Source organism: Streptomyces sp. cg35, assembly GCF_050410835.1.
Classification (GTDB): domain Bacteria; phylum Actinomycetota; class Actinomycetes; order Streptomycetales; family Streptomycetaceae; genus Streptomyces.
This window is the reverse complement of sequence record NZ_CP191268.1, coordinates 7815111-7836604: the sequence shown is the minus strand read 5'-3', so window position 1 is coordinate 7836604 and position 21494 is coordinate 7815111. Positions and strand designations below refer to the sequence as shown.

19 protein-coding genes are annotated in these 21494 nt (G+C 73.0%); 9 read left to right on the top strand and 10 right to left on the bottom strand.

Annotation, left to right across the window (positions count from 1 at the left end; genetic code table 11):
• Window positions 1-13 precede the first annotated feature (13 nt).
• Window positions 14-1015: a Ppx/GppA family phosphatase gene (locus ACQUQD_RS36220; protein WP_428956430.1), complete on the top strand. Its 1002-nt coding sequence runs from the start codon at window positions 14-16 to the stop codon at window positions 1013-1015.
• Window positions 1016-1038: 23 nt separating this feature from the next.
• On the opposite strand, the gene ACQUQD_RS36215 is transcribed toward ACQUQD_RS36220, so the two are convergent.
• The 3 genes from ACQUQD_RS36215 to ACQUQD_RS36205 form a co-directional block, all read right to left on the bottom strand.
• Window positions 1039-2097, bottom strand: coding sequence for an LLM class flavin-dependent oxidoreductase (locus ACQUQD_RS36215; RefSeq protein WP_428956429.1), 1059 nt, complete (start codon window positions 2095-2097; stop codon window positions 1039-1041).
• The gene (locus ACQUQD_RS36210) at window positions 2097-2615 is read right to left on the bottom strand and encodes an SRPBCC family protein (RefSeq protein WP_428956428.1); all 519 of its coding nucleotides are present in this window, start codon (window positions 2613-2615) and stop codon (window positions 2097-2099) included. The genes ACQUQD_RS36215 and ACQUQD_RS36210 overlap by 1 nt, the downstream gene beginning before the upstream one ends.
• Before the next feature lie 95 nt (window positions 2616-2710).
• Entirely contained in the window at window positions 2711-3208 is a 498-nt protein-coding gene (locus tag ACQUQD_RS36205; RefSeq protein WP_428956427.1) for a winged helix-turn-helix transcriptional regulator, read from the bottom strand.
• Between the two features lie 168 nt (window positions 3209-3376).
• On the opposite strand from ACQUQD_RS36205, the gene ACQUQD_RS36200 reads away from it, so the two are divergent.
• Window positions 3377-4234 carry an AAA family ATPase gene (locus tag ACQUQD_RS36200; RefSeq protein WP_428957739.1) on the top strand — a complete coding sequence of 286 codons (858 nt, stop codon included), beginning with the start codon at window positions 3377-3379 and terminating at the stop codon, window positions 4232-4234.
• Window positions 4231-5583 carry a vWA domain-containing protein gene (locus ACQUQD_RS36195; RefSeq protein WP_428956426.1) on the top strand — a complete coding sequence of 451 codons (1353 nt, stop codon included), beginning with the start codon at window positions 4231-4233 and terminating at the stop codon, window positions 5581-5583. Before ACQUQD_RS36200 ends, ACQUQD_RS36195 begins: the two co-directional genes overlap by 4 nt.
• A 4-nt stretch (window positions 5584-5587) precedes the next feature.
• Here the strand turns inward: ACQUQD_RS36195 and ACQUQD_RS36190 are convergent, their stop codons facing one another.
• Window positions 5588-6844: an amidohydrolase gene (locus tag ACQUQD_RS36190; RefSeq protein ID WP_428956425.1), complete on the bottom strand. Its 1257-nt coding sequence runs from the start codon at window positions 6842-6844 to the stop codon at window positions 5588-5590.
• A 330-nt stretch (window positions 6845-7174) separates the two neighbouring features.
• Between ACQUQD_RS36190 and ACQUQD_RS36185 the strand changes: the two genes are divergently transcribed.
• Window positions 7175-7678, top strand: coding sequence for a response regulator (locus ACQUQD_RS36185; RefSeq protein ID WP_428956424.1), 504 nt, complete (start codon window positions 7175-7177; stop codon window positions 7676-7678).
• Between the two features lie 82 nt (window positions 7679-7760).
• Window positions 7761-9527 (top strand): VanW family protein, encoded by a 1767-nt coding sequence (locus tag ACQUQD_RS36180; RefSeq protein WP_428956423.1) that lies wholly within the window; start codon window positions 7761-7763, stop codon window positions 9525-9527.
• Window positions 9528-9551: 24 nt separating this feature from the next.
• Here ACQUQD_RS36180 and ACQUQD_RS36175 read toward each other — a convergent pair whose 3' ends face one another.
• Window positions 9552-10607, bottom strand: coding sequence for a chitinase (locus ACQUQD_RS36175; protein WP_428956422.1), 1056 nt, complete (start codon window positions 10605-10607; stop codon window positions 9552-9554).
• A 275-nt stretch (window positions 10608-10882) separates the two neighbouring features.
• On the opposite strand from ACQUQD_RS36175, the gene ACQUQD_RS36170 reads away from it, so the two are divergent.
• The 4 genes from ACQUQD_RS36170 to ACQUQD_RS36155 all read left to right on the top strand — a co-directional run bounded on the left by ACQUQD_RS36170 (window position 10883) and on the right by ACQUQD_RS36155 (window position 16097).
• Window positions 10883-12214 (top strand): uracil-xanthine permease family protein, encoded by a 1332-nt coding sequence (locus ACQUQD_RS36170; protein WP_428956421.1) that lies wholly within the window; start codon window positions 10883-10885, stop codon window positions 12212-12214.
• Window positions 12211-13536, top strand: a complete 1326-nt coding sequence (locus ACQUQD_RS36165; protein ID WP_428956420.1) for an amidohydrolase family protein — start codon at window positions 12211-12213, stop codon at window positions 13534-13536. The genes ACQUQD_RS36170 and ACQUQD_RS36165 overlap by 4 nt, the downstream gene beginning before the upstream one ends.
• Before the next feature lie 223 nt (window positions 13537-13759).
• Entirely contained in the window at window positions 13760-14746 is a 987-nt protein-coding gene (locus ACQUQD_RS36160) for an isopenicillin N synthase family dioxygenase (RefSeq protein WP_428956419.1), read from the top strand.
• A 13-nt stretch (window positions 14747-14759) separates the two neighbouring features.
• Window positions 14760-16097, top strand: a complete 1338-nt coding sequence (locus ACQUQD_RS36155) for a nucleobase:cation symporter-2 family protein (protein WP_428956418.1) — start codon at window positions 14760-14762, stop codon at window positions 16095-16097.
• On the opposite strand, the gene ACQUQD_RS36150 is transcribed toward ACQUQD_RS36155, so the two are convergent.
• Genes ACQUQD_RS36150 through ACQUQD_RS36130 form a run of 5 tightly spaced genes read right to left on the bottom strand, consistent with a single transcriptional unit; the run spans window position 16094 to window position 21474 of the window.
• Complete coding sequence (locus ACQUQD_RS36150; RefSeq protein WP_428956417.1) at window positions 16094-16663, bottom strand: hypothetical protein; 570 nt, start codon at window positions 16661-16663, stop codon at window positions 16094-16096. The genes ACQUQD_RS36155 and ACQUQD_RS36150 overlap by 4 nt on opposite strands.
• Window positions 16664-16699: 36 nt before the next feature.
• Window positions 16700-17812, bottom strand: coding sequence for an XdhC family protein (locus ACQUQD_RS36145; RefSeq protein WP_428956416.1), 1113 nt, complete (start codon window positions 17810-17812; stop codon window positions 16700-16702).
• Window positions 17805-19934, bottom strand: coding sequence for a xanthine dehydrogenase family protein molybdopterin-binding subunit (locus ACQUQD_RS36140; protein ID WP_428956415.1), 2130 nt, complete (start codon window positions 19932-19934; stop codon window positions 17805-17807). The genes ACQUQD_RS36145 and ACQUQD_RS36140 overlap by 8 nt, the downstream gene beginning before the upstream one ends.
• Window positions 19931-20923, bottom strand: a complete 993-nt coding sequence (locus ACQUQD_RS36135) for an FAD binding domain-containing protein (RefSeq protein WP_428956414.1) — start codon at window positions 20921-20923, stop codon at window positions 19931-19933. Before ACQUQD_RS36135 ends, ACQUQD_RS36140 begins: the two co-directional genes overlap by 4 nt.
• Window positions 20920-21474, bottom strand: a complete 555-nt coding sequence (locus ACQUQD_RS36130) for a (2Fe-2S)-binding protein (protein ID WP_428956413.1) — start codon at window positions 21472-21474, stop codon at window positions 20920-20922. Before ACQUQD_RS36130 ends, ACQUQD_RS36135 begins: the two co-directional genes overlap by 4 nt.
• Window positions 21475-21494: the final 20 nt, after the last annotated feature.

Below are 21494 nucleotides of genomic sequence, written 5' to 3'. Positions count from 1 at the left end.
TAATCGAACGATCATGCGTATAAGTGTGGTGGATGTCGGATCGAACACGGCGCGCCTCGCGATCGCGGACGCCCGGGACGGCGCACCGCTGCCGGTGCACACGGCCAAGCGCCGACTGCACCTGTCCGAGGACGTCGACAGCGACCGAAGACTCGGGCCGGGGGCCGTCGAACGGATCGTCGAGGCGGTCGCGGCCGCGTGCGCGGAGGCCGAACGGTGGGGCAGCGACGAGCCGTTCGCCTTCGCCACGGCCGTCGTGCGCGACGCGCCGAACCGGGACGAGGTGCTGCGCGCCGTGGAGCGGGGCACGGGGGTACGGCTGCGGGTGCTGCCCGGCGAGGTGGAGGCCGAGCTGACGTTCCTCGCGGCGCGCCGCTGGATGGGCTGGCGCGCGGGTCCGCTCGGCGTCCTGGACATCGGCGGCGGCACCCTCGAAGTCGCTTTCGGGCGGGGCCGGTTGCCGGACTTCGCGGTGTCGCTGCCGCTCGGCGCGGCCCGGCTGACGCGGGAGTTCCTGCCCGGCGGCGACCCGGCGACCGACGAGGAGCTGAAGGCGCTGCGCCGCCATGTGCGGCACAGGCTGCGGGACGTCGCGGCCCGCATCCGCTGGGAGGGGCCGCTCACGGCGGCCGCCACGTCCCGTACGTTCACGCAGCTGGCCCGGCTGTGCGGGGCGCCGCCCGGACGGCACGGGCCGTTCGTGCCGCGCCGGCTGGCGCGCAAGGACCTGGGCTCGGCCGTCACCGAGCTGGCGCTGCGCCCGGTGGCGCGCCGCGCGGAACTTCCCGGCATCTCGGCACCGCGCGCGGCCCAGTCGCTGGCCGGGGCGCTGGTCGGTCACACGGCGATGAAGCTGATGGGGATGCGCGAACTCACCATCTGCCCCTGGGCGATCCGTGAGGGCATCCTGCTGCGGCGCATCGAGGGGGACACGGGCTGGTGGTCGGGGAAGCTCGCGCCGACCACCCAACAGACCGTCTCAGCGGTGAAGTTGCGGCTCGCGGTGCCGCGCTGAGGCACGGGACGGCCGGGTCCCCCTCACCCGGCGTCCCGGTCCACGTCCCGTACGAGGTCGATGGCCCGCCCCAGCGTCGTCAGGCGCGCGGCAGGCGTGTCGCCCGCCGGGTAGAGACGGACGGTGTCGACGCCGGCGTCCCGCCACACCTTCAGCCGGGCCCGCACCATGTCCTCGGTGCCGATGAGGGTCGTGGCGAGGACCATGTCGTCGGTGACCAGGGCGGTGGCCCCGTCCCGGTCGCCGGCCTGCCAGCGCTCACGGACGGCGGCGGCGACCTCGGCCCACCCCTGCCTGCTGTAGGCCTGGTTGTAGAAGTTCGTCGTGGCGGACCCCATGCCGCCGAGGCTGAAGGCGAGCTCCTTCTTGCGGCTCGCGACGATCGCCCGCAGCGACTGCTCGTCCTCCGCGAAGTTCACCTCGGCACCCTGACAGATGTCGAGGTCGGCACGGGTGCGGCCGGACGCGGCGAGCCCGGCGTCGAGGTGGTCGAAGTACGCCTCCCCTGCGCCCTCCGGCACGAAGCTGGTGCCCAGCCAGCCGTCGGCCACCTCTCCGGTCAGCCGGAGCATCTTCGGCGACAACGTGGCCAGATAGACGGGCAGTTCGTGCTCCGCCCGCATCGACAGGCGCATGGGCTTCGCATCGCCGCCGGGCAGCGGGAGCGTGAACTCACGTCCCTGGTAGGCGAGTTTCTCTCCGGTCAGCGCCATCCTCACGATCTCGACCGTCTCCCGCATCCGCGTCAGCGGCCGGTCGAACGGCACTCCGTGCAGCCCCTCGATCACCTGCGGCCCGGACGGGCCGAGACCCAGCAGGAAGCGGCCCTCGGAGAGGTTGGAGAGGGTGATCGCGGCGCGGGCGATGGCGGCCGGGGTGCGGGTGGCGAGCTGGATGATGCCGGAGCCGAGCAGCATCCGTTCCGTGCGCGCCGCCAAGTAGCCGAGCGCGGACGGCGCTTCGGAGCCCCATGCCTCGGCGACCCAGCAGATGTCCATGCCGAGCTTCTCGGCCTCGGTCACGAAGTCGACGGTCTCCCGCCAGTTCCCGCCGGACGCCTCGATCGTCGTGGACGTGCGCATCAGACGGCCTCCTCTTCCGCGAGCGCCTTCAGGGCGTCGAGCGTGACGCCCATGTTCCGCTCGAACTCCCGCAGCCGCACGAAGACGATCTTCTGTTCCTTCTCCGGCGTCCGGTCGATGGCGAACGAGAGTCCGGAGCGGCCCGGGCCGAGCTGCATCCACTGGGTCAGGTCCGTGGTCCCGTCGTCGCGCGCTTCGAGGGTGAACCGCCATACGGCGCTGGGATGTTCGGGGTCCGAGACGGCCCAGGCGAACCGGTGCGGGGCGGCGCACTCGACGACGTACGACGTGGTCTCCCAGGAGCCGAACGCCTCGTGCCGGTTGCGGCCGACGAACCGGGCGCCGACCGCCGGGCCCGTCACCTCCCCCAGCCACTCGGCCGACTGCAGCTCGTCGCTCAGGCGCGGCATCAGACCGATGTCCGTCACCAGCTCCCAGACCCGCCGCGGCGCCGCCTCGATCCTGCGCCGCACCTCGACGGTCGGGGTGTCCGCGTACCGCGCGCCCGTCCACTCCATCGTGGCCCACCTCTCTGTTTCACCGGCTCTGACCACGAGAGTTTCGTAGATGGACTCACTACGTCAAGAGGGACGCCCTGGTCCGGGGCGATCGTTCAGCGGGTGAACCGCTCGCGGATGTCGGGGCGTTCGGCGAGGCGCCGGGGGTAGCCGGGGCCCATCCGGGGCCGGGTGTCGTCGGCCGTCATCGGCTCCCCGCAGTCGGCACACACGACCGCGGCCTCGGTGCGGTGACCGCAGCGGTCGTGCTCGAAGACGACGGGGGCGCCCGCGTCACCCGACAGCCAGCGGTTGCCCCAGGAGTTCATGGCCGCGAGCACCCCGAAGAAGTCGCGGCCCATCTCCGTGAGGACGTAGTCGTGGCGCACCGGCTCGGTCTGGTAGGCGCGCTTCTCCATCAGCCCCTCGTCGACGAGGCGGCGCAACCGCTCCGCGAGAGTGGTGCGGGCGATGCCGAGCTCCTGCTGGAAGCCGTCGAAGCGGGTGATCCCGTAGAACGCCTCGCGCAGCACGAGCGGCGTCCACCAGTCACCGAGGAGATCCATGGTGCGGGCGATGGAGCAGGGCCAGTCGGCAAAGGAAGTGCGCCTCATGCCGTCAGGATACGGAGGGCGCGCCAGTGGGTCCCTGTACGAGACTCAGCAGACGGCCCCGGGGATCGGCGGGACGTGACGTTCGCCATGAACCGGGCCGGCCGGTTGTGGCGGCCGCGCGGAGCTGATCAGCTGGAGCGACCGCAACGCAACCAGCTGGAGGCCCCGTTGTTCACTTCCGTGGACGATGTCACCGCACGCCTGGCCGAGACCGGTTACCTGGCCTCGCCCGCGGTCGCGACCACCGTGTTCCTGGCGGCCCGGCTCGGCAAGCCGCTGCTCGTCGAGGGCCCGGCGGGCGTCGGCAAGACGGAGCTGGCCAAGGCGGTCGCCGCGATCAGCGACGCGCGGCTGATCCGCCTCCAGTGCTACGAGGGCGTCGACGAGTCGCGCGCGCTGTACGAGTGGAACCACGCCAAGCAGTTGCTGCGCATCACCGCGGGCCGCGACGAGTCGTGGGACCAGACGCGCACGGACATCTTCAGCGAGGAGTTCCTGCTCACCCGTCCGCTGCTCACCGCGATCCGCGGCGACGACGCGAAGGTCCTGCTCATCGACGAGATGGACAAGGCGGACGTGGAGGTAGAGGGCCTGCTCCTGGAGGTGCTCAGCGACTTCCAGGTCACGGTGCCCGAGCTGGGCACGATCAGCGCCACCCGGCGCCCGTTCGTCGTCCTCACGTCCAACGCCAGCCGTGAGCTGTCCGAGGCCCTGCGCCGGCGCTGTCTGTTCCTGCACATCGGCTTCCCCGAGGAGGAGCTGGAGCGCCGGATCGTCGCGCTGAAGGTGCCCGAGCTCGACACAGTGCTGGCCGAGTCCCTGGTCCGGGTGGTGGGCGCGCTGCGCGCGATGGACCTGCGCAAGGTGCCGTCGGTGGCGGAGACGGTCGACTGGGCGCGCACGCTGCTCGCGCTCGGCGCGGACCGGCTGGACGAGGAGGTCGTGCGCCAGTCCCTCGGTGTCGTCCTCAAGCACCAGGAGGACGTGGCGACGGCCACCGCCAAGCTCGACCTGGACGCGGTGTGAGCACGCCGTCGGTCACGGACCGGGTGACGTCACTGGTCCGGGCGCTGCGCACGCACGGCATCCGGATCGGCACCGGCGAGAGCGTGGACGCGGCGCGGGCCGTCGCGGCGCTCGGTCTCGACCACCGCGAGCATCTGCGCGAAGGGCTCGCCGCGGCGCTGCTGCACGACCAGGGCCAGCGCGATGTCTTCGACCCGGTCTTCGACCTGTACTTCCCGCGCGACGTGGGGGCGCCGGAGCGGCCGGACGGCGCCTTCGACCGGGCCGGGCTGCGTGAGCGGCTCGCCGACGCGCTCGCCGCGAACGACCGGTCGGCGATGGCGCGGCTGGCCGCCGAAGCGGTCGACGGACTCGGCGGGTACGACGCGGACGGCTGGTCGTCGATGCAGACCCTCGACCGGCTGCGCCCGCAGACCCTGCTCGCCCGGATCATGGCCGGCATCCGGGAGGCGGGCGGCGGCTCCGGCGCGTTCACCGACCGCATCGAGGCCGACGAGATCCGGCGCCGGATCGAGGACTTCCGTGAGCAGGTGCGCTCCGAGGCGCGCCGCCGGGTCGCCGAGCGCCGCGGCACGGACGAGATGGCCCGCCGCGTCCCCGTGCGGACCCCCGACCGCACCCAGTTCCTGTACGCGGGCAAGGAGCAGCTCGCCGAGCTGCGCAGGACCGTGCACCCGCTGGCCCGCAAGCTGGCGACGCGCCTCGCGGCCCGTCGCCGCCGGGCCGCGCGCGGCCACATCGACCTGCGCCGGACGCTGCGCGGCTCGCTCTCCACCGGCGGCGTCCCGATGCGCCCGGTGCTGCGCAGACGCCGTCCCGCCCGTCCCGAACTCGTGCTGCTGTGCGATGTGTCGGGTTCGGTCGCGGGCTTCGCGAACTTCACGATGCTGCTGGTGCAGGCGCTGCACGCCGAGTTCAGCAAGATCCGCGTGTTCGCCTTCGTCAACCGGATCGACGAGGTCACCGACCTCATCGCCCGCGGCACCGCCGACCCGGAGGGGCTCGGCGACCGCATCACCACGCAGGCGGCGGTCACCGGCTGGCACGGCAGCAGCGACTACGGCACCGCCCTCGGGGAGTTCGTCGAGCGCTACGAGGCGGCGGTCGGCCCGCGCACCTCGGTGTTCGTCCTGGGCGACGCCCGCACGAACCAGATGGACCCGAACGTCGCGGCCCTGCGCCGCATCGCCCGCTCGGCCCGCCGCGTCCACTGGCTGAACCCGGAGCCGCGCTCCCTGTGGGACACGGGCGACTCGGCGGCCGGCGCGTACGCGGACGTCGTGACGATGCACGAGTGCCGCACGGCGCGCCAACTGAGCGCGCTGGTGGGGCGGTTGCTGCCGGTCTAGCTGCCTATGCGGCGCCGTCGAGCCAGGTGAGGGCCGCGACCACGAGGGCTTCGACGCCCGTGCTCAGGGTCGGCTCGACGAGCGGGGCGAAATGCGGCGAGTGGTTGCTCGGCAGGTCGTCGAGGCGGCCCTCCTGCAGCGCGGCGACCACCGTCCGCGTCTCCAGTCCGCCCCAGAACCAGAAGACCGTGGGCACGCCCAGCGCGTCGCCGAACACGCCGACGTCCTCGCTCGCGTTGACCTGCGGCATCGGCATCACGCGTTCCTGCCCGAAGTGCGCGGCGAACGCGGCCACCGTGGTCCTGGTCCCGTCGGGGTCGCTCACCAGGGCGGGCGCGCTGGCCAGCCACTCCAGGGTGGGCTCGGCGACCGCGGCGCTCGCCTTCGACTCGGCGCGCACGATGCGCTCCACGGCGGCGCGGACCAGGGTGCGGGTCTCCGGCGTGTAGGTGCGGATGTTGATGCCGAGTTCGGCCGTGCTCGGGATGATGTTGTCCTTCGTGCCGGCCTGCAGCCGGCCGACGGTGACCACGGCGGTATCGGCCGGCGGCACCTCACGGCCGACGATGCCCTGCAGCCGGGTGACGACGTTCGCGGCCATCAGCACGGGGTCGACGGACGCCTCCGGGCGCGAGCCGTGCGCGCCGCGCCCGTGCAGGGTGACGTCGAGGGAGTCGGAGGCCGCCATCACCGGTCCGGTGCCGAAGCCGATGAAGCCGGCCGGCAGCGGTCCGACGTGCTGGCCCAGTACGATCTCCGGCTTCGGGACCCGCTCGAAGAGGCCGGCCTCGACCATGTCGCGGGCGCCGCGCGCCAGTTCCTCGGCGGGCTGGAACACGACGAGCAGCGTCCCGGACCACTGCTCGCGCGCCCGGGCGAGCAGGGTGGCGGCCCCGACCAGGCAGGTCGCGTGCATGTCGTGGCCGCAGGCGTGCATGACCGGGACGTCGCGGCCCTCGCCGTCGACGCCGCGGACCCGGCTCGCGTACGGCAGGTCCGTCTGCTCCTCCACGGGCAGCGCGTCGATGTCGGCGCGGAGCATGACGACCGGCCCCGTGCCGTTGCGCAGCACCCCGGCCACGCCGGTGCCGCCGATCTTCTCGATCACCTCGTCGAAGCCGGCGTCCCGCAGCCGCCCGGCGAGCAGACCGGCCGTGCGCGTCTCCTGGAGCGACAGTTCCGGGTGCTGGTGCAGATCGCGGTACAGGTCGGCCAGCTCGTCCTTCATCGTGGCCAGCCCCGCGGTCACCGTCCGTGCCATGCCCCAGCCCTCCTCGCGCGCCGATGCGGGCACGCTACCGCCGGGGTGATCATGTCGCCAGCCCGGACGCCGGCCCAGGCGGGGAGTGCTCACGACAAGGGGCCACTGAGCACCGTGCGGGGGCCGTCCGGCCCCTGTCGTCACGCGGCCCGGACCCCACATTGTTGACGAGCGGCCCCTTGCGGGCCCGCCCCGTCCCCTTGCCCACCCCTGCTTTCTTCCAGTCCACTCCGCACGGCACCAGCAAAGAGTCGGCCGAGGCGTCACACGACAGCCTGCCCCGTACGCTGCGCGGGCCCCCTCGTGGAGCAGCCCACCAAGGACGGTGACATGCCGACGGAACTCACGGTGCTCCTCGTGGACAACCACGAGGAGACCCTCGTCGCCCTGGAGGGCGCGCTGACACCGCTCGGCTGCGCCACCGAGCGCGTGCAGAGCGGCGAGGAGGCGCTCAAGGCGGTGCTGCGGGGCGGCATCGACCTGATCATCCTGGATGTCGTCATGCCGGGCATCACGGGCCTCGAGGTGGCCCGGCATCTGCACCGGCTCGACCAGACCTCCGGCATCCCCGTGATCCTCCTGACCGGTCTGTTCCGGCATGCGCAACTTGCCGAGGAGGCCTACGAGTTGAGCGTGGCCGACATTCTCACCAAACCCGTCGACCCGTGGCTGCTGCGCATCAAGGTCTCCTCCCATCTGCGCTATCTGCGCCGCATCAAGTCCCTGGAGGCCGAAATCGCCCGGCAGTCGGCGGCGGCCCGGCGCGACGCAGCGGCCGAGAGCGACCGGGGCGGCTCGGCCGCCCGACGGGCAGGGCCTTCCTCGCGCCCTTAGGGTGGTGACGAGCAGATGCCTGATTGGTCCGTGTCGTCGCAGGTCAACGGCTTGCGCGCGCCCCACCGAGAGGGAGCACGCCATGTCCGATCCCGCCCCGGACGACATATCCGGCAGAGCTTCGGCCGGCCGCGGGGGCAGAGGCCGGCGCACCGCGTTGTGGGCAGGGGCCGCCGCGGGCCTCGTCCTCGGCGCCCTGTATGTGGTGGGCTTGCTGCGTTCCGGTGACGACATACCCGAGGGCACCCAGGTGCAGGGCGTCGACATCGGCGGCATGTCGCGCACCCAGGCCGCCGCGGCGCTCGAGAAGCAGCGCGGTGACGACTGGTCGGCCCCCGTCGCCGTACGGATCGGGGACACCGGCGCGAAGGTCGACCCCGCCGCGGCGGGTCTCACCGTGGACGCGGCGGCGACGGCACGGGACGCGGCGGGCAGCCGGGACAAGAACCCGGTCGCGGTCATCGGCGGGCTCTTCGGCTCCGGCGGGCGCTCCCTGGACCCGGTCGTCCGCGTCGACGGGACCAAGGCCCGCGCCGCACTGAAGGCCCTCGCCGAGGGCCACGACACCTCGGCCGAGGACGCCGCCATCGCCTTCCGCGACGGCACGGCGGTGGCGACGCAGCCACGGCAGGGCCGCACCCTCGACGTGGACCGGGCGGCGACCGCCCTGCGCGCCGCCTACGCGGAGCGCAGGTCGGCGTCCTCGGGCGACGCCCGGCCCGCCGACCTGCCGACGAAGACCACGCAACCGGCCGTCGGGCAGGACGAACTCGACCGCGCCATGAAGGAGTTGGCCACTCCGGCCGTGTCCGGGCCGGTGAAGCTCACCACGGGCGCGCACACGATCGAGGTGTCCCCGGCGGCGCTCGGCGCGCATCTCACCGTCGAGCCCGGCGACGACCACCGCTTCGCGCTGCGGCTCGACGGGCAGGGCCTGCTGGACGATCCGTCCGTGGCCCGGTCCGTGGACCGGGCCACGGACGGCCCGGTCGAGGCCAGGCTCCGTCTCGACGGCGACCGGGTGGTGGTCGCCTCCGACGGCAGGCCCGGCCGGACGCTCACCGCGGCCTCCCTGCACAAGGCGGTGCTGCCGCTGCTCGCGAAGACCGGGGACCGGGCCCGCACGGCGCCGGTGGCCACCGAGGCGGTCCAGCCCCGCCTCACCAAGGCCACCGTGGAGAAGCTCGGCATCACCCGGCGCATGTCCACCTTCACCGTGAACTTCGAGCCGGCCCCGTACCGCACCACCAACATCGGCCGCGCGGCGGAGCTGATCAACGGTTCGCTCGTGCCGTCCGACGCCGTCTGGTCGTTCAACCGCACGGTCGGTGAGCGCACCAAGGAGAACGGCTTCGTCGACGGCACGATGATCCAGGACGGTTCGTACGAGAAGGCGCCCGGCGGCGGTGTCTCCGCGGTGGCCACCACCATGTTCAACGCGATCTTCTTCGCGGGCGTCCAGCCGCTCGAGCACGGCGCCCACTCGTTCTACATCGAGCGCTACCCGGAGGGCCGCGAGGCCACGGTCGCCTGGGGCACCCTCGACCTCTCGTTCCGCAACGACTCCGGGCACGCCCTCTACATCCTGGCGAACGCGACGGACACGTCGGTCACCATCACCTTCCTCGGCACCCCCAAGTACGACGACGTCGAGTCCGTCACCGGCCCCCGCACCCGCATCACCCAGCCGAAGGAGCGCACCAGCGACTCGGAGAGCTGCGTGCCGCAGCCGCCGCTCGAAGGGTTCGACGTGGCCGTGGACCGGGTCATGAGCAACGGCGGCGAAGAGGTGAAGCGCGAGACGTTCCGCACGCACTACACACCACGCGACAAGGTCACCTGCGAGTGATGCGCGGGTGACCCGCAGGCATGGCTACTGCTGGAGGCTCTTCACGTTGTCCCCGAAGGTCCACCCCTTCGACCCGTCCCAGTTGGCGGACCAGGTCATCAGCCCCTTGAGGCCGCCGCCGTAGGTGTTCCAGGCCTGCGCGACCTGACTGGTCGTCATGTAGCCGCCGCCCGCACCGGGTTGTGCGGGCAGGCCGGGCACCTGCTTGTCGTAGGGGACCTTGATGGTGGTGCCCTGGACGACGAGGCCCTTGTTCAGGCAGTCGGTCTGGGCGGTGAAGCCCTGCACGGTGCCGGCCTCGTAGGTGTCGCCGGAGCAGCCGTACATGGAGCCGTTGTAGTACTGCATGTTGAGCCACCACAGGCGGCCGTTGTCCGCGTACTTCTTGATGACCGGCAGGTACGCGCCCCAGATCGACCCGTAGGTGACACTGCCGCCGGTGACGTAGGCGGTCTCGGGGGCCATCGTGAGGCCGAACCCGGCGGGCATCTGGGCGAGGATGCCGTCGATGATGCGGATCAGGTTGGTCTGCGACGTGGACAGCTGACCGATGCTGCCGCTGCCGGTGAGGCCGGTCTCGATGTCGATGTCGATGCCGTCGAAGTTGTACTTCTTCAGGATCGGGACGATCGTCTCGACGAAGCGGTCCGCGACGGCGGTGGAGTTCAGGTCGATACCGGCCGCCGCGCCGCCGATGGACATGAGGATCGTCTGGCCGGCGTCCTTGGCCTGGCACATCTCGGCGGGGGTCGCGACCTTCACGTTGGTGTCCATGCCGTCCTCCCACAGCGCGGTGCCGTCGGAACGGATCACCGGGAAGGCGGCGTTGAGCACGTTGTAGCCGTGCTGCGCGAGTGCGGGGTCGGTGATCGGGGTCCAGCCGAAGGGCGGGTGGACGCCGTTCGAGGCTCCGTCCCAGTTCTCCCAGTAGCCCTGGAGGACCTTTCCGGCCGGTCTCTGCTTGGTCGCGCAGGTGTCGGCGGCGGGGGCGGCGGGCGCCGCGACGAGGACGGTGGACAGGGCGGCGGCAGCAGCGAGGGCCGCGCCGAGGAGACGGGACGTACGACTGCGACGGGACATGGGGGGCCTCCGCAGGATCGCCGGTGAGTGGGGGTTGGCGTGAGCACGACGCACGCTAGAGAGGTCCAGACCTTTCGTCAATGGGTCTGGACCAATGGGCTGTCGAGGCGGACCGGCCGGGTTCCGCGACGGACTCCTGGCGGCAATGCCGGCGAAACACACCGTCCCTACGGTCGCCCGTACACCGGTCATGGCTGCAACGGCCGGTGCGCGCACGGACGTTGATCCGCGTCGGCGCTAACCAGCCGTCTTCCACCGAGTTTCAGGGAGGAACGATGGCTGTCACCACGCACGCCGTCGCGCCCGCGCCGGACCCGCACCCCGTCGACGCCCGGCCGCCGCTGCGCCGCCTGGTACCGCTGAGCCTCCAGCATCTGCTCGTCGCGTACGCGGGCCTGGCGACGATGCCGCTCCTCGTGGGCACCGCGCTGCACCTGCCCGAGGACCGCATACGGCTGCTCATCAGCGCCAATCTGCTGGTGAGCGGCCTCGCCACGCTGCTGCAGTCACTGGGTGTGAAGTGGCTGGGGGCGCGTCTGCCGATCGTGATGGGGTCGACCTTCACCGCCATCACGCCCGCCATCCTGATCGGCGCGGAGCACGGGCTCGCCGCCGTGTTCGGGGCGACGATCGTGTCCGGCCTGGTGACCCTGGCCGTCGCGCCGTGGTTCGGGCGGTGGCTGCACCTGTTCCCGCCGCTGGTCACCGGGACCGTCATCGCCGTCATCGGGTTCTCCCTGGTGCCGTCCGCGGCCGGGCTCGTCACCGGCGGGCACGGGGCCGGCGGCGGGCGCGGCCTCGCCCTGGCCGCGGTGACGGTGCTGCTCGTCGTGCTGGTGGAGCGCCTCGCGCCGCCCGCGCTCGCCCGGTTCTCGGTGCTCGTCGCGATGGCCGCCGGAACCGTACTGGCCGTGCCCCTCGGGCTGTTCGACGGCTCGGGCATCGCGGACGCGCAGGCGGTGACGGCTCCCGACCCGACCGCCTTCGGAGCGCCCACGTTCGTCGTCCCGGCGATCGCGGCGATGCTCGTCGTCCAGCTCGTGAACATGGTCGAGTCGGTCGGCGACACCCTCGCCGTCGGGCAGATCGTCGGCCGCGGCGACGACGCGCCCACGGTCGTACGGGCGCTGCGCGCGGACGGCGCCGCCACCGTGGTGTCCGGGGCGCTCGCCTCCTTTCCCGTCGTGACGTTCGGGCAGTCCGTCGGCCTGGTGAGCGTGACGCGGGTGCGCAGCCGTCATGTCGTGGCGCTGTCCGGCCTGCTGATGGTGGTGCTGGCGTTCGTCCCGGTGCTCGGCGCGGCCGTCGCCGCCCTGCCGGGACCGGTCCTCGGCGGGGTCTCGCTCGTCATGTTCGGCACGGTCGGCGCCGTCGGCCTGCGCATTCTGGCCCGCGCCGACCTCACCGACTCCCGCAATCTGCTGACCGCGGCGCTCGCCTTCGCGCTCGGCATGATCCCGGTCGGCGCCCCGGACTTCTACGCGCCGCTCCCCTCCTACGTCCGCACGGTCCTGGACAGCGGCATCGCCGTCACCGGGATCGTCGCCTTCGCCCTGAACCTGCTGTTCCACCACACGCTCCGCGCCCGGAAGGACCACGCCCGATGACGACGACCGACATCGACACGATCACCGACGTCACCGTCTACAGCGAGGGCCGCTGGCACCCGGGCACGGACGTCCATCTCGCCGACGGGCGGATCACGGCGCTCGTCCCGTCCGGTGAACTCCCCCACGGACGACGGGTCCTGGACGGAACCGGCGGACACCTCACGCCCGGCCTGGTGAACACGCACACGCACCTCTTCCAGGCGGGCCTGCGCGGCATCGGCGAAGGGCTGCCCCTGCTGGCGTGGCTCAGCGCGGTCGGCGAGGAGGCGGCGCTGCTCACCCCCGAACGCGCCTACGCGACCGCGGCCGCCGCCGCTGCCGAGGCCCTGCGCAGCGGCACCACCACGCTCGTCGAGCACATGTGGCCGCACCCCTCCCCCGCCGTGCACGACGCGGTGCTGCGGGCGCTGCGCGACAGCGGCGTACGGGCCGTGCTGTGCCGGGGCGTCGCCGACCGCGCCGACCGCAGCCGCAAGTGGGGCTTCGACCCGCGCCTGATGCAGCCGCTGAAGGAGGCTCTCGCGCACACCGACGAGCTGATCGCCGCCGCGCGCGGCAGCCGGATCGAGGTCGGCCTCGCCGTGCCCAATCCGCGGTGTCTGACACCGGAGGGAATGGCAGCCGTACGCGCCTACGCCGACGAGCGCGGGCTGCCCGTGTCGCTGCACCTGCTGGAGACGACGACGGACGACGCGATGTGCCGCGAGCACACGGGGGCCGGCGCCGTCGACTACCTGGAGCGGGCCGGGTTCCTGTGGGAGCGGCTGCTCGCGGTGCACTGCGTGGAGCTGGACGCGGCCGGCCGCGCGACGCTCGCCCGGCACGGCGTCGGTGTGTCGTACAACCCGCTCAGCAACATGCGGCTCGGCAGCGGGATCGCGCCGGTGCCGGACATGCTCGCCGACGGACTGCGGGTCGGGCTCGGTGTCGACGGCGCGGCCAGCAACGACACGCAGGACATCCTGGAGGCGATGCGGATCGGCGCGTACCTGCAACGGGCCGCGCACCGCAAGGCGGACCTGTTCGGCTTCCCCGAGATGCTCGCGATGGCCGCGAACGGCGCGAACCGGGTCCTCGGCCTGGAGGAGCGCCCGGACGGGGTGCGGCCCGGTCTGCAGGCCGACCTCGTCCTGCACCGGTTCGAGAAGGACTACGCGTGCCTGCCCGTACGCGATCCGGGGGCCACGCTGCTGACCTGTGCGGGCAGCAGGACCGTGGCCGCGGTCCTGGTCGGCGGGGAGGTCCTGGTGCGCGACGGGGAGCATGTCCGGCTTCCGTCGCGGGAGTTGGCGGCCGGGCTCGGCTTTACGGCCGCGTAACACCGTGATGCCCGGCGGAAACACACGCCGGGCAGGCTGAACGCATCGCGTACGGACCCCGCGCACCTCACGCTCCGGGGTCCGTGCCAGTCCACGGCGCCGGGCCCGCGAAGGGGTCCGCCGCGACCGTGCCCACGGGCCTCTGAGCGCCCGCGGTGGGGATCGCAGGGGCGGTGACTGCATCCCGGGAAACCCACGATCGCTTCGAGGAGCGACAGCCGCGATGAGTGACATCACGTACAGCATGGCCGAGTTGGCCAAGGAGACCCGTATGGGCGGGGCCGGGACGGAGACCTCCGACCGGGAGATCCGCCGCATCGACCTCAGCGACTTCGACGCCCGCAAGGCCGAGATCACCGAGGAGCTGTGGGCCGCCGCCACCGACATCGGTTTCTTCCAGCTCGTGCACCACGGCATCGAACAGGAGCTGGTGGACGGGGCGTTCGCCGACGCCGAGCGCTTCTTCGGACTGCCGGAGGAGACGAAGGCGCGGCACGGCCTGAAGAAGGGCCTCAACTCGGGCTGGGAGTCGATGACCCAGGTCCGGCCGTCGATCGGGACGCCGGACCAGAAGGAGTCGTACCAGCTGACCCGGCCGCACATGGACGGGCTGTGGCCGGACGACGCGCTGCCCGGCTTCCGGGAGCGCACGCTCGCGTTCGAGGCGCGCTGCCGGGAACTGGCGATGCGCGTCCTGTCGTGCTTCGCCGACAAGCTGGGGCTGCCCGAGGGCTTCTTCGCGCGGGCCCACGACCCGGTGAGCGCCCAGTACCAGTCGACGCTGCGGATGCTGCACTACTTCGCGGTGTCCGAGGACGCCGAGATCCCGGCGGACGTCTGGCGGGCCGGCGCGCACACGGACTTCGACTGCCTGACGCTGCTGTTCCAGCGCGACGGGCAGGGCGGCCTGCAGGTGTGCCCGGGCAAGGAGGCCGAGGCGCAGGAGTGGACGCCGGTCGAGCCCGCGGACTCCGTGATCACCTGCAACATCGGGGACATGCTGATGCGGTGGAGCGACGACCGGCTGCCGTCGAACTTCCACCGGGTCAAGTCCCCGGGCCCGGACGACGACCGGTCCGCCCGCTACAGCATCGCGTTCTTCGCGCAGGCCGACCGTGACGTGGTGATCGAGGGGCCCGCGGGCCGCTATCCGCCGATCACCGCGGCCGACTACATCCAGCAGCGGATCGCCGCCAACTTCGCACGCTAGAGGGGAGGCCGACGTGACGACGTCCATGAGGGAACGGGCCGGATCGGGGTTCGGACGGCTCGCGGTGCTGGGCCTGCAGCATGTGCTCGTGATGTACACGGGGTGTGTGACGGTGCCGCTGGTGTTCGGCGCGGCGGCCGGTCTCGACGCCGCGACGGTCGCGGTGCTCATCAACGCCGATCTGCTCGTCGCGGGCGTCGTCACGGTGGTCCAGGGCGCCGGGGTCGGCTGGATCCTGGGCGTGCGGATGCCGGTGATGGCGGGGGCCGCGTTCACCGCGGTGACGCCGATGATCCTGATCGCCGGGGAGTACGGCCTGCAGGCGGTGTACGGGTCGATGCTGGCGGCGGGGGTCTTCGGGCTGCTGGTGGCCTATCCGTTCGCGAAGGCGGTGCGCTTCTTCCCGCCGCTGGTGAGCGGTGTCGTCATCACGGTGGTCGGGCTCGCGCTGATCGGGGTCGGGGTGAACCTGGTCGTCGGGAACGATCCGAAGGCCGGCGACCACGCCGCGCCCTCGCGTCTCGCGCTCGCCGCCTTCGTGGTGATCGTGATTCTCCTGGTGGCACGCTTCGGGCGCGGCTTCCTCGCGCAGACCGGCGTCCTGCTGGGGCTGCTGGCGGGGACGGCGGTCGCGGTGCCGTTCGGTCTGGTCGACCTCTCGGCCGCGCGGACGGCGGACTGGATCGGGGTCAGCGCGCCCTTCCACTTCGGCGCGCCGCAGTTCCCCGCGGTCGCGGTGCTCTCCATGTGCGTGGTGATGCTGGTGCTGTTCGCCGAGTCGACGGCGGACCTCATCGCGGTCGCGGAGCTGACCGGGAAGCGGCTGACGACGGCGGACATGGCGCGCGGCCTCGCGGCGGACGGCCTGTCCGGTGTCCTCGGCGGCGTCATGAACGCCTTCCTGGACACGGTGTTCGCGCAGAATGTCGGCCTGGTCACGATGACGAAGGTGCGCAGCCGGCACGTCGCGACGGTCGCGGGCGGCATGCTCGTGGTGCTCGGCCTGATCCCCAAACTGGGCGCGCTGGTCGCCGGACTGCCCCAGCCGGTGGTCGGCGCGGCCGGTCTGGTGATGTTCGCGACGGTCGCCGCCGTCGGTATCGGCACGCTGCGCAAGGTGGACTTCGACGGCACGCACAACCTGCTGATCGTGGCGGTGTCCATCGGCGCGGGCATGGCCCCGGAGGTGGCCCCCGATCTGTACAGCCGGTTCCCGGAGGGGGTGGGGATCGTGCTGGGGTCGCCGGTGACGAGCGCGACGCTGGTGGCGTTCGGGCTGAACCTGGCGTTCAACGGGCGGGGCGCGCGGCGCACCCCCCTCCCGGAACCGGCCGTCAGACTGTCGGCCTAGTAGCTCACACGTCTCCGGCTCGCCCGCGTCGTGCTGCCGTCGGCGGCGTCGGTGCGGTCCCCGGGGGCCGAGCGGCCGGCGAGGGCGCGGAGGGTGTCGAGCCCCGCGAGGACGTCCTCACGGCGCGCCGCCGACGTCGTCCGGTCAGGCAGCCTGGGGAACATGTCCCAGGACGACGGCGTGCACCCCCGCTCCCTGAGGCGCGCGCCGACGTACGCGGCGAGCGCGTCCACGTGCTCGGCGTCGTAGGCCCACAGCACGTGACCCGCGCAGCGCACCTGCAACCACAGCGGGCGGTCGAAGAACGGCTCGGCCGGGCCGCCGAGCGTCACCCCCAGCCGGGCCCCGCCGCGGCGCTCCGGCTCCCACTCCTTCGTCGCACCGCACCCGGCGCAGGCCAGTCGGCGCGGCAGGAACAACAGCTCGATGTCATAACGGAGTTCGGGTCCGCCGGGCCGGGGCACGACGACGGCCCGGCCGCCGCACCGCGGGCACACCACGAGGATCCGTCCGGCGAACCGGGCCAGAGGCGTACCCCGGTCGGCGTGGCGGTGCTCGCTGTCCATGTGATCTCCCCCGGACGTCCGGACCGTACGGACACGCTAGCTGCCGTGGATCGGGCCCCGCTCCCCCGCCAGCGGCGCCCCGCTGCCGCCCCGCCGCACCGCGACGATCTCCGCCCCGATCGACACCGCCGTCTCCTCGGGGGTGCGACCGCCCAGGTCGAGGCCGATCGGCGAGCGGAGCCGGGCCAGTTCGGTCTCCGTCAGTCCGGCCTCCCGGAGCCGGCCGAGCCGGTCGTCGTGCGTGCGGCGCGAGCCCATCGCCCCGATGTACGCGACGGGCAGCCGCAGCGCCACCTCCAGCAGCGGTACGTCGAACTTGGCGTCGTGCGTGAGGACGCACAGCACCGTCCGCTCGTCGGTGGCCGTGTCGCGCAGATAGCGGTCGGGCCACTCCACGACGACCTCGTCCGCCTCGGGGAAGCGGGCCCGGGTCGCGAACACGCCCCGCGCATCGCACAGGGTCACGTGGAAGCCGAGGAGTTTGCCGACCCGCACGAGCGCGCCCGCGAAGTCGACGGCACCGAACACGATCATCCGGGCGGGCGGCACGCTCGACTCGACGAACAGGGTGACGTCGCCGCCGCACCGCGCCGAGCTCTCCGGCACCTGGCACACGCCGGTCCGCCCGAGGTCGAGCAGGGCGCGGGCCTGCGCGGCGAGCCCCGGGTCGTCGCCCGAGCCGATGCCGCTCTCGTACGAGCCGTCGGGACGGACCAGCAACAGGCGACCGCTCGCGGCGAGTTCGCCGGGCCCGTCGAGCACGCGCGCGAGGGCCACCGGCTCGCCCCGCCCCACCGCGGTGAGCGCCGTCTCCAGCGTGGTCCGGGCAGCGGACCCCGACGGCACCGGGACGACATGCACCTCCACGGCCCCGCCGCAGGTGAGGCCCACGGCGAACGCGTCGTCGTCGCTGTAGCCGAACCGCTCCCGGCGCACCGTCCCGTCCCGCAGGGCGTCGACGCACAGTTCGTAGACCGCGCCCTCGACGCAGCCGCCGGAGACGGAGCCGATGACCTCTCCCGCGGAGTCCACGGCGAGGGCCGCGCCGGGGGGCCGGGGTGCGCTGCCGCTCACCGAGACGACGGTGGCGACAGCGAACTCCCGGCCCTGCGCGGCCCAGTGGCCGAGCTCCGGGGCCAGATCAAGCATCCGTTCCGTCCCGGCCGGCCTCGGCGAGCAGGACCCGGTCGGGCCGGATCGGCAGGTCGCGGTGGCGGACGCCGGTCGCGTGCCACACCGCGTTGGCGATCGCGGCGGCCGTTCCGACGATGCCGATCTCGCCGATGCCCTTGATCCCGACGGGGTCGTCGGGGTCCGGGTCGTCGATCCACTCGGCCTGGAGGTCCGGCACGTCGGCGTTCGCGGCGACGTGGTAGCCCGCGAAGTCGGCGCCGACGTGCCCGCCGGACGCCGCGTCGCGCACCGCTTCCTCGTGCAGCGCCATGGAGATGCCCCAGGTCATGCCGCCGGTGAACTGGCTGCGCGCGGTGAGCGGGTTGATGATCCGGCCCGCCGCGAAGACGCCCAGCAGCCGCCGCACCCGCACCTCGCCGGTGCTCACGTCCACCGCGACCTCGGCGAACTGCGCGCCGTAGGAGTACCGCTCCTTCTGCGCGAGCGCCGCGATCAGTTCCGCGGTGTCCGTCCGGGCGGTGATCCCGTCCGCCGGGATGTCGCCGGGTGCCAGGGGCAGGCGCTCCCGCAGGTCGCGTGCGGCCGCCATGACGGCCCAGCCCCAGGACCGGGTGCCCATCGAGCCGCCGGAGACCCACGCGGGCCCGAAGTCGCTGTCGGCGATCCGTACCCGCACCCGGTCGGGCGCCACGTCGAGGGCTTCCGCGGCGATGAGGCCGAGGGCCGTGCGGGCACCGGTGCCGACGTCGGCCGCGGTGATCCGGACGGTGAAGGTGCCGTCCTGCTCGGCGGTCACGGTCGCCGTGGAGGGCGCCGCGCCGGCCGGGAACGTGGACGCGGCGGTGCCGGTGCCGAGCAGCCAGCGGCCCTCGCGGCGCACGCGCGGGCGCGGGTCGCGGTCCGCCCAGCCGAACCGGCGCGCACCCTCCTCGAAGCAGCCCAGCACGTTGCGGCTGCTGAACGGCAGGCCGGACACCGGGCCCACGGCGGGTTCGTTGCGGGCGCGCAGCGCGATCGGGTCCATGCCGAGCCGCTCGGCGAGTTCGTCGAGCGCGGACTCCACCGCGAACGAGCCGGGCGCCTCGCCGGGCGCGCGCATCCAGGTGGGCGTCGCGACGTCCACGGGCACGACCCGGTTGACGGTGTGGTGGGCGTCGGCGTCGTACATGCTGCGGCCGAACCCGGCGCTGCCCTCGACGAACTCCCGCAGGTTCGAGGTGAGGTTCTGGTTCTCGTGCGCGAAGGCGCGCAGCCGCCCGTCCGGGTCGGCGCCGAGCCGCACCCGCTGCGCGGTGGGGCTGCGGTAGCCGGTCGTCGCGAAGACCTGACGCCTCGTCAACACCACGCGGACCGGACGCTGCAGCTCGGTCGCGGCCATGACGGCGGCCACGTGGTGCGCGCGCAGCCCCTTGGAGCCGAAGGCTCCGCCGACGTGCTCGGAGCGGACGCGGACGGCGGACAGGTCGAGGGAGAAGAGGTTGGCGAGGTCGTCGGCGACCCATTTGCTGCCCTGGTTGGAGTCGAAGACCTCCAGGCGTCCGCCGTCCCAGCGCACGGTCACCGCGTGCGGTTCCATGGCGCCGTGATGCTGCTCGGGTGTCGTGTAGGAAGCGTCCAACACCACGGCGGACGCGGCGAGTTCGGCGTCGAGGTCGCCCTTGGCGGCCGCCGTGTCCTGCGGGGTGTAGACGCCGGGCCGGTCGGCGTAGAAGGCGACGTCGTGCGGCTCCTCGTCGTACTCGACGACGAGCGCCTCGGCGGCCTCCCGGGCCTGCTCGGACGTCTCGGCGACGACCAGGGCGACGGGCCAGCCGGCGTGCGGCACCCGGTCGTTCTGGAACACCTCGACGATCGGGTCCGGGCGGCCGAGCGCGCCGACGACGTCGTCCTTCACCCGCGGCGCGTTCTTGTGGTGCAGGACGGTCAGGACGCCGGGCAGCGCACGGACGGCCTCCTCGTCGATCGCGCGGATGCGGCCGCGCGCCACGGTCGACAGCACCAGCCAGCCGTGGGCGAGGTCGGCGAAGGGGATCTCGCCCGCGTAGCGGGCGGTGCCGGTGACCTTGTCGCGGCCCTCGACACGGGTGTGCGCGACGCCGACCGCGTCCGCCTTCGGCGTGGTGGGCGCTGTGGTCATCGGGTCGCCTCCTGCGTGAGTTCGGTGAGCAGCGCCACGACGAGATTGCGCGTCAGCGGCACCTTGTACGCGTTGTGGGGCAGCGGTTCGGCGGCCGCGAGCTCGGCGTCGGCCGCGGCCGCGAACGAAGCCTCGTCCGCGGGCGAGCCGATCAGCGCGCGCTCCGCGGCGCGGGCCCGCCAGGGCCGGGACGCGACCGCGCCGAAGGCCAGGCGTACGTCCTGGACGACGCCGTCGCGGACGTCGAGGGCGGCGGCCACGGAGCCGATGGCGAAGGCGTACGAGGCGCGCTCGCGGACCTTGCGGTAGCGGGACCGGGCGGCGACGGGCGCGGGCGGCAGGGTGACCCCGGTGATGAGCGCACCGGCGGGCAGCGCGGTCTCCAGGTGCGGGGTGTCGCCGACGGGCCGGTAGAAGTCCGCGAGCGTCAACTCCCCTGCTCCGGCGTCGGTTTCGTAGTGCACGACGGCGTCGAAGGCCGTGAGTGCGACGCCCATGTCGGACGGGTGCACGGCCACGCACGCCTGGCTCGCGCCGAGGATCGCGTGGTTGCGGTGCTCGCCCTCGACGGCGGGGCAACCGCTGCCGGGGACCCGCTTGTTGCAGGGCTTGCTGACATCGGTGAAGTAGCCGCAGCGGGTGCGCTGGAGCAGATTGCCGCCGACGGTGGCCATGTTGCGCAGCTGTCCGGACGCCCCGGCGAGCACGGCCTGCGTCAGGGCCGGGTAGCGGCGCCGTACGTCCGGGTGGGCGGCGAGGTCGCTGTTGGTGACGGTGGCGCCGATGCGCAGCCCGCCGTCCTCGGTCGGCTCGACGCGGTCCAGGGGCAGTTCCCGGACGTCGACGAGGCGGGCGGGGCGCTCCACTCCCGCCTTCATCAGGTCGACGAGGTTGGTGCCGCCGCCGAGGAAGCGTGCGTCGGGGTCGGCGCCGAGCACCGCCACGGCGCCCGGCACGTCGAGTGCCCGCTCGTATCCGAACTCCTTCACGCCACCGTCTCCTTCGTGGTGCCGGCGGCCTGCTCGACGGCCCGGACGATCGAGTTGTACGCACCGCAGCGGCACAGGTTGCCGCTCATGCGCTCCCTGATCTCCTCCGGTGTCAGGGGTGGGGCTCCGGCCTCGGGCCGCACGTCCTCGGTCGCGGCGCTCGGCCAGCCGGCCGCGTGCTCCGCCAGGACGCCGAGGGCCGAACAGATCTGGCCAGGGGTGCAGTAGCCGCACTGGAACCCGTCCAGCTCGACGAACGCCTGCTGCACCGGATGCAGTTCGTCGCCGTCCGCGACGCCTTCGATGGTGGTGATCTCGCGCCCCTCGGCGGCGACCGCGAGCTGCAGACAGGACACGGTCCGGCGCCCGTCGACCAGTACGGTGCAGGCCCCGCACTGTCCCTGGTCGCAGCCCTTCTTGGTGCCGGTCAGATCGAGCCGCTCGCGCAGGGCGTCGAGCAGGGTGGTGCGGTTGTCGACGGGCAGCGTGTACTTCTCTCCATTGACGTGCAAGGTGATCGAGCTGGACGTGGAGATGCCCGCTGGGGCCATGAGCAGCCTTCTTTCGCGTT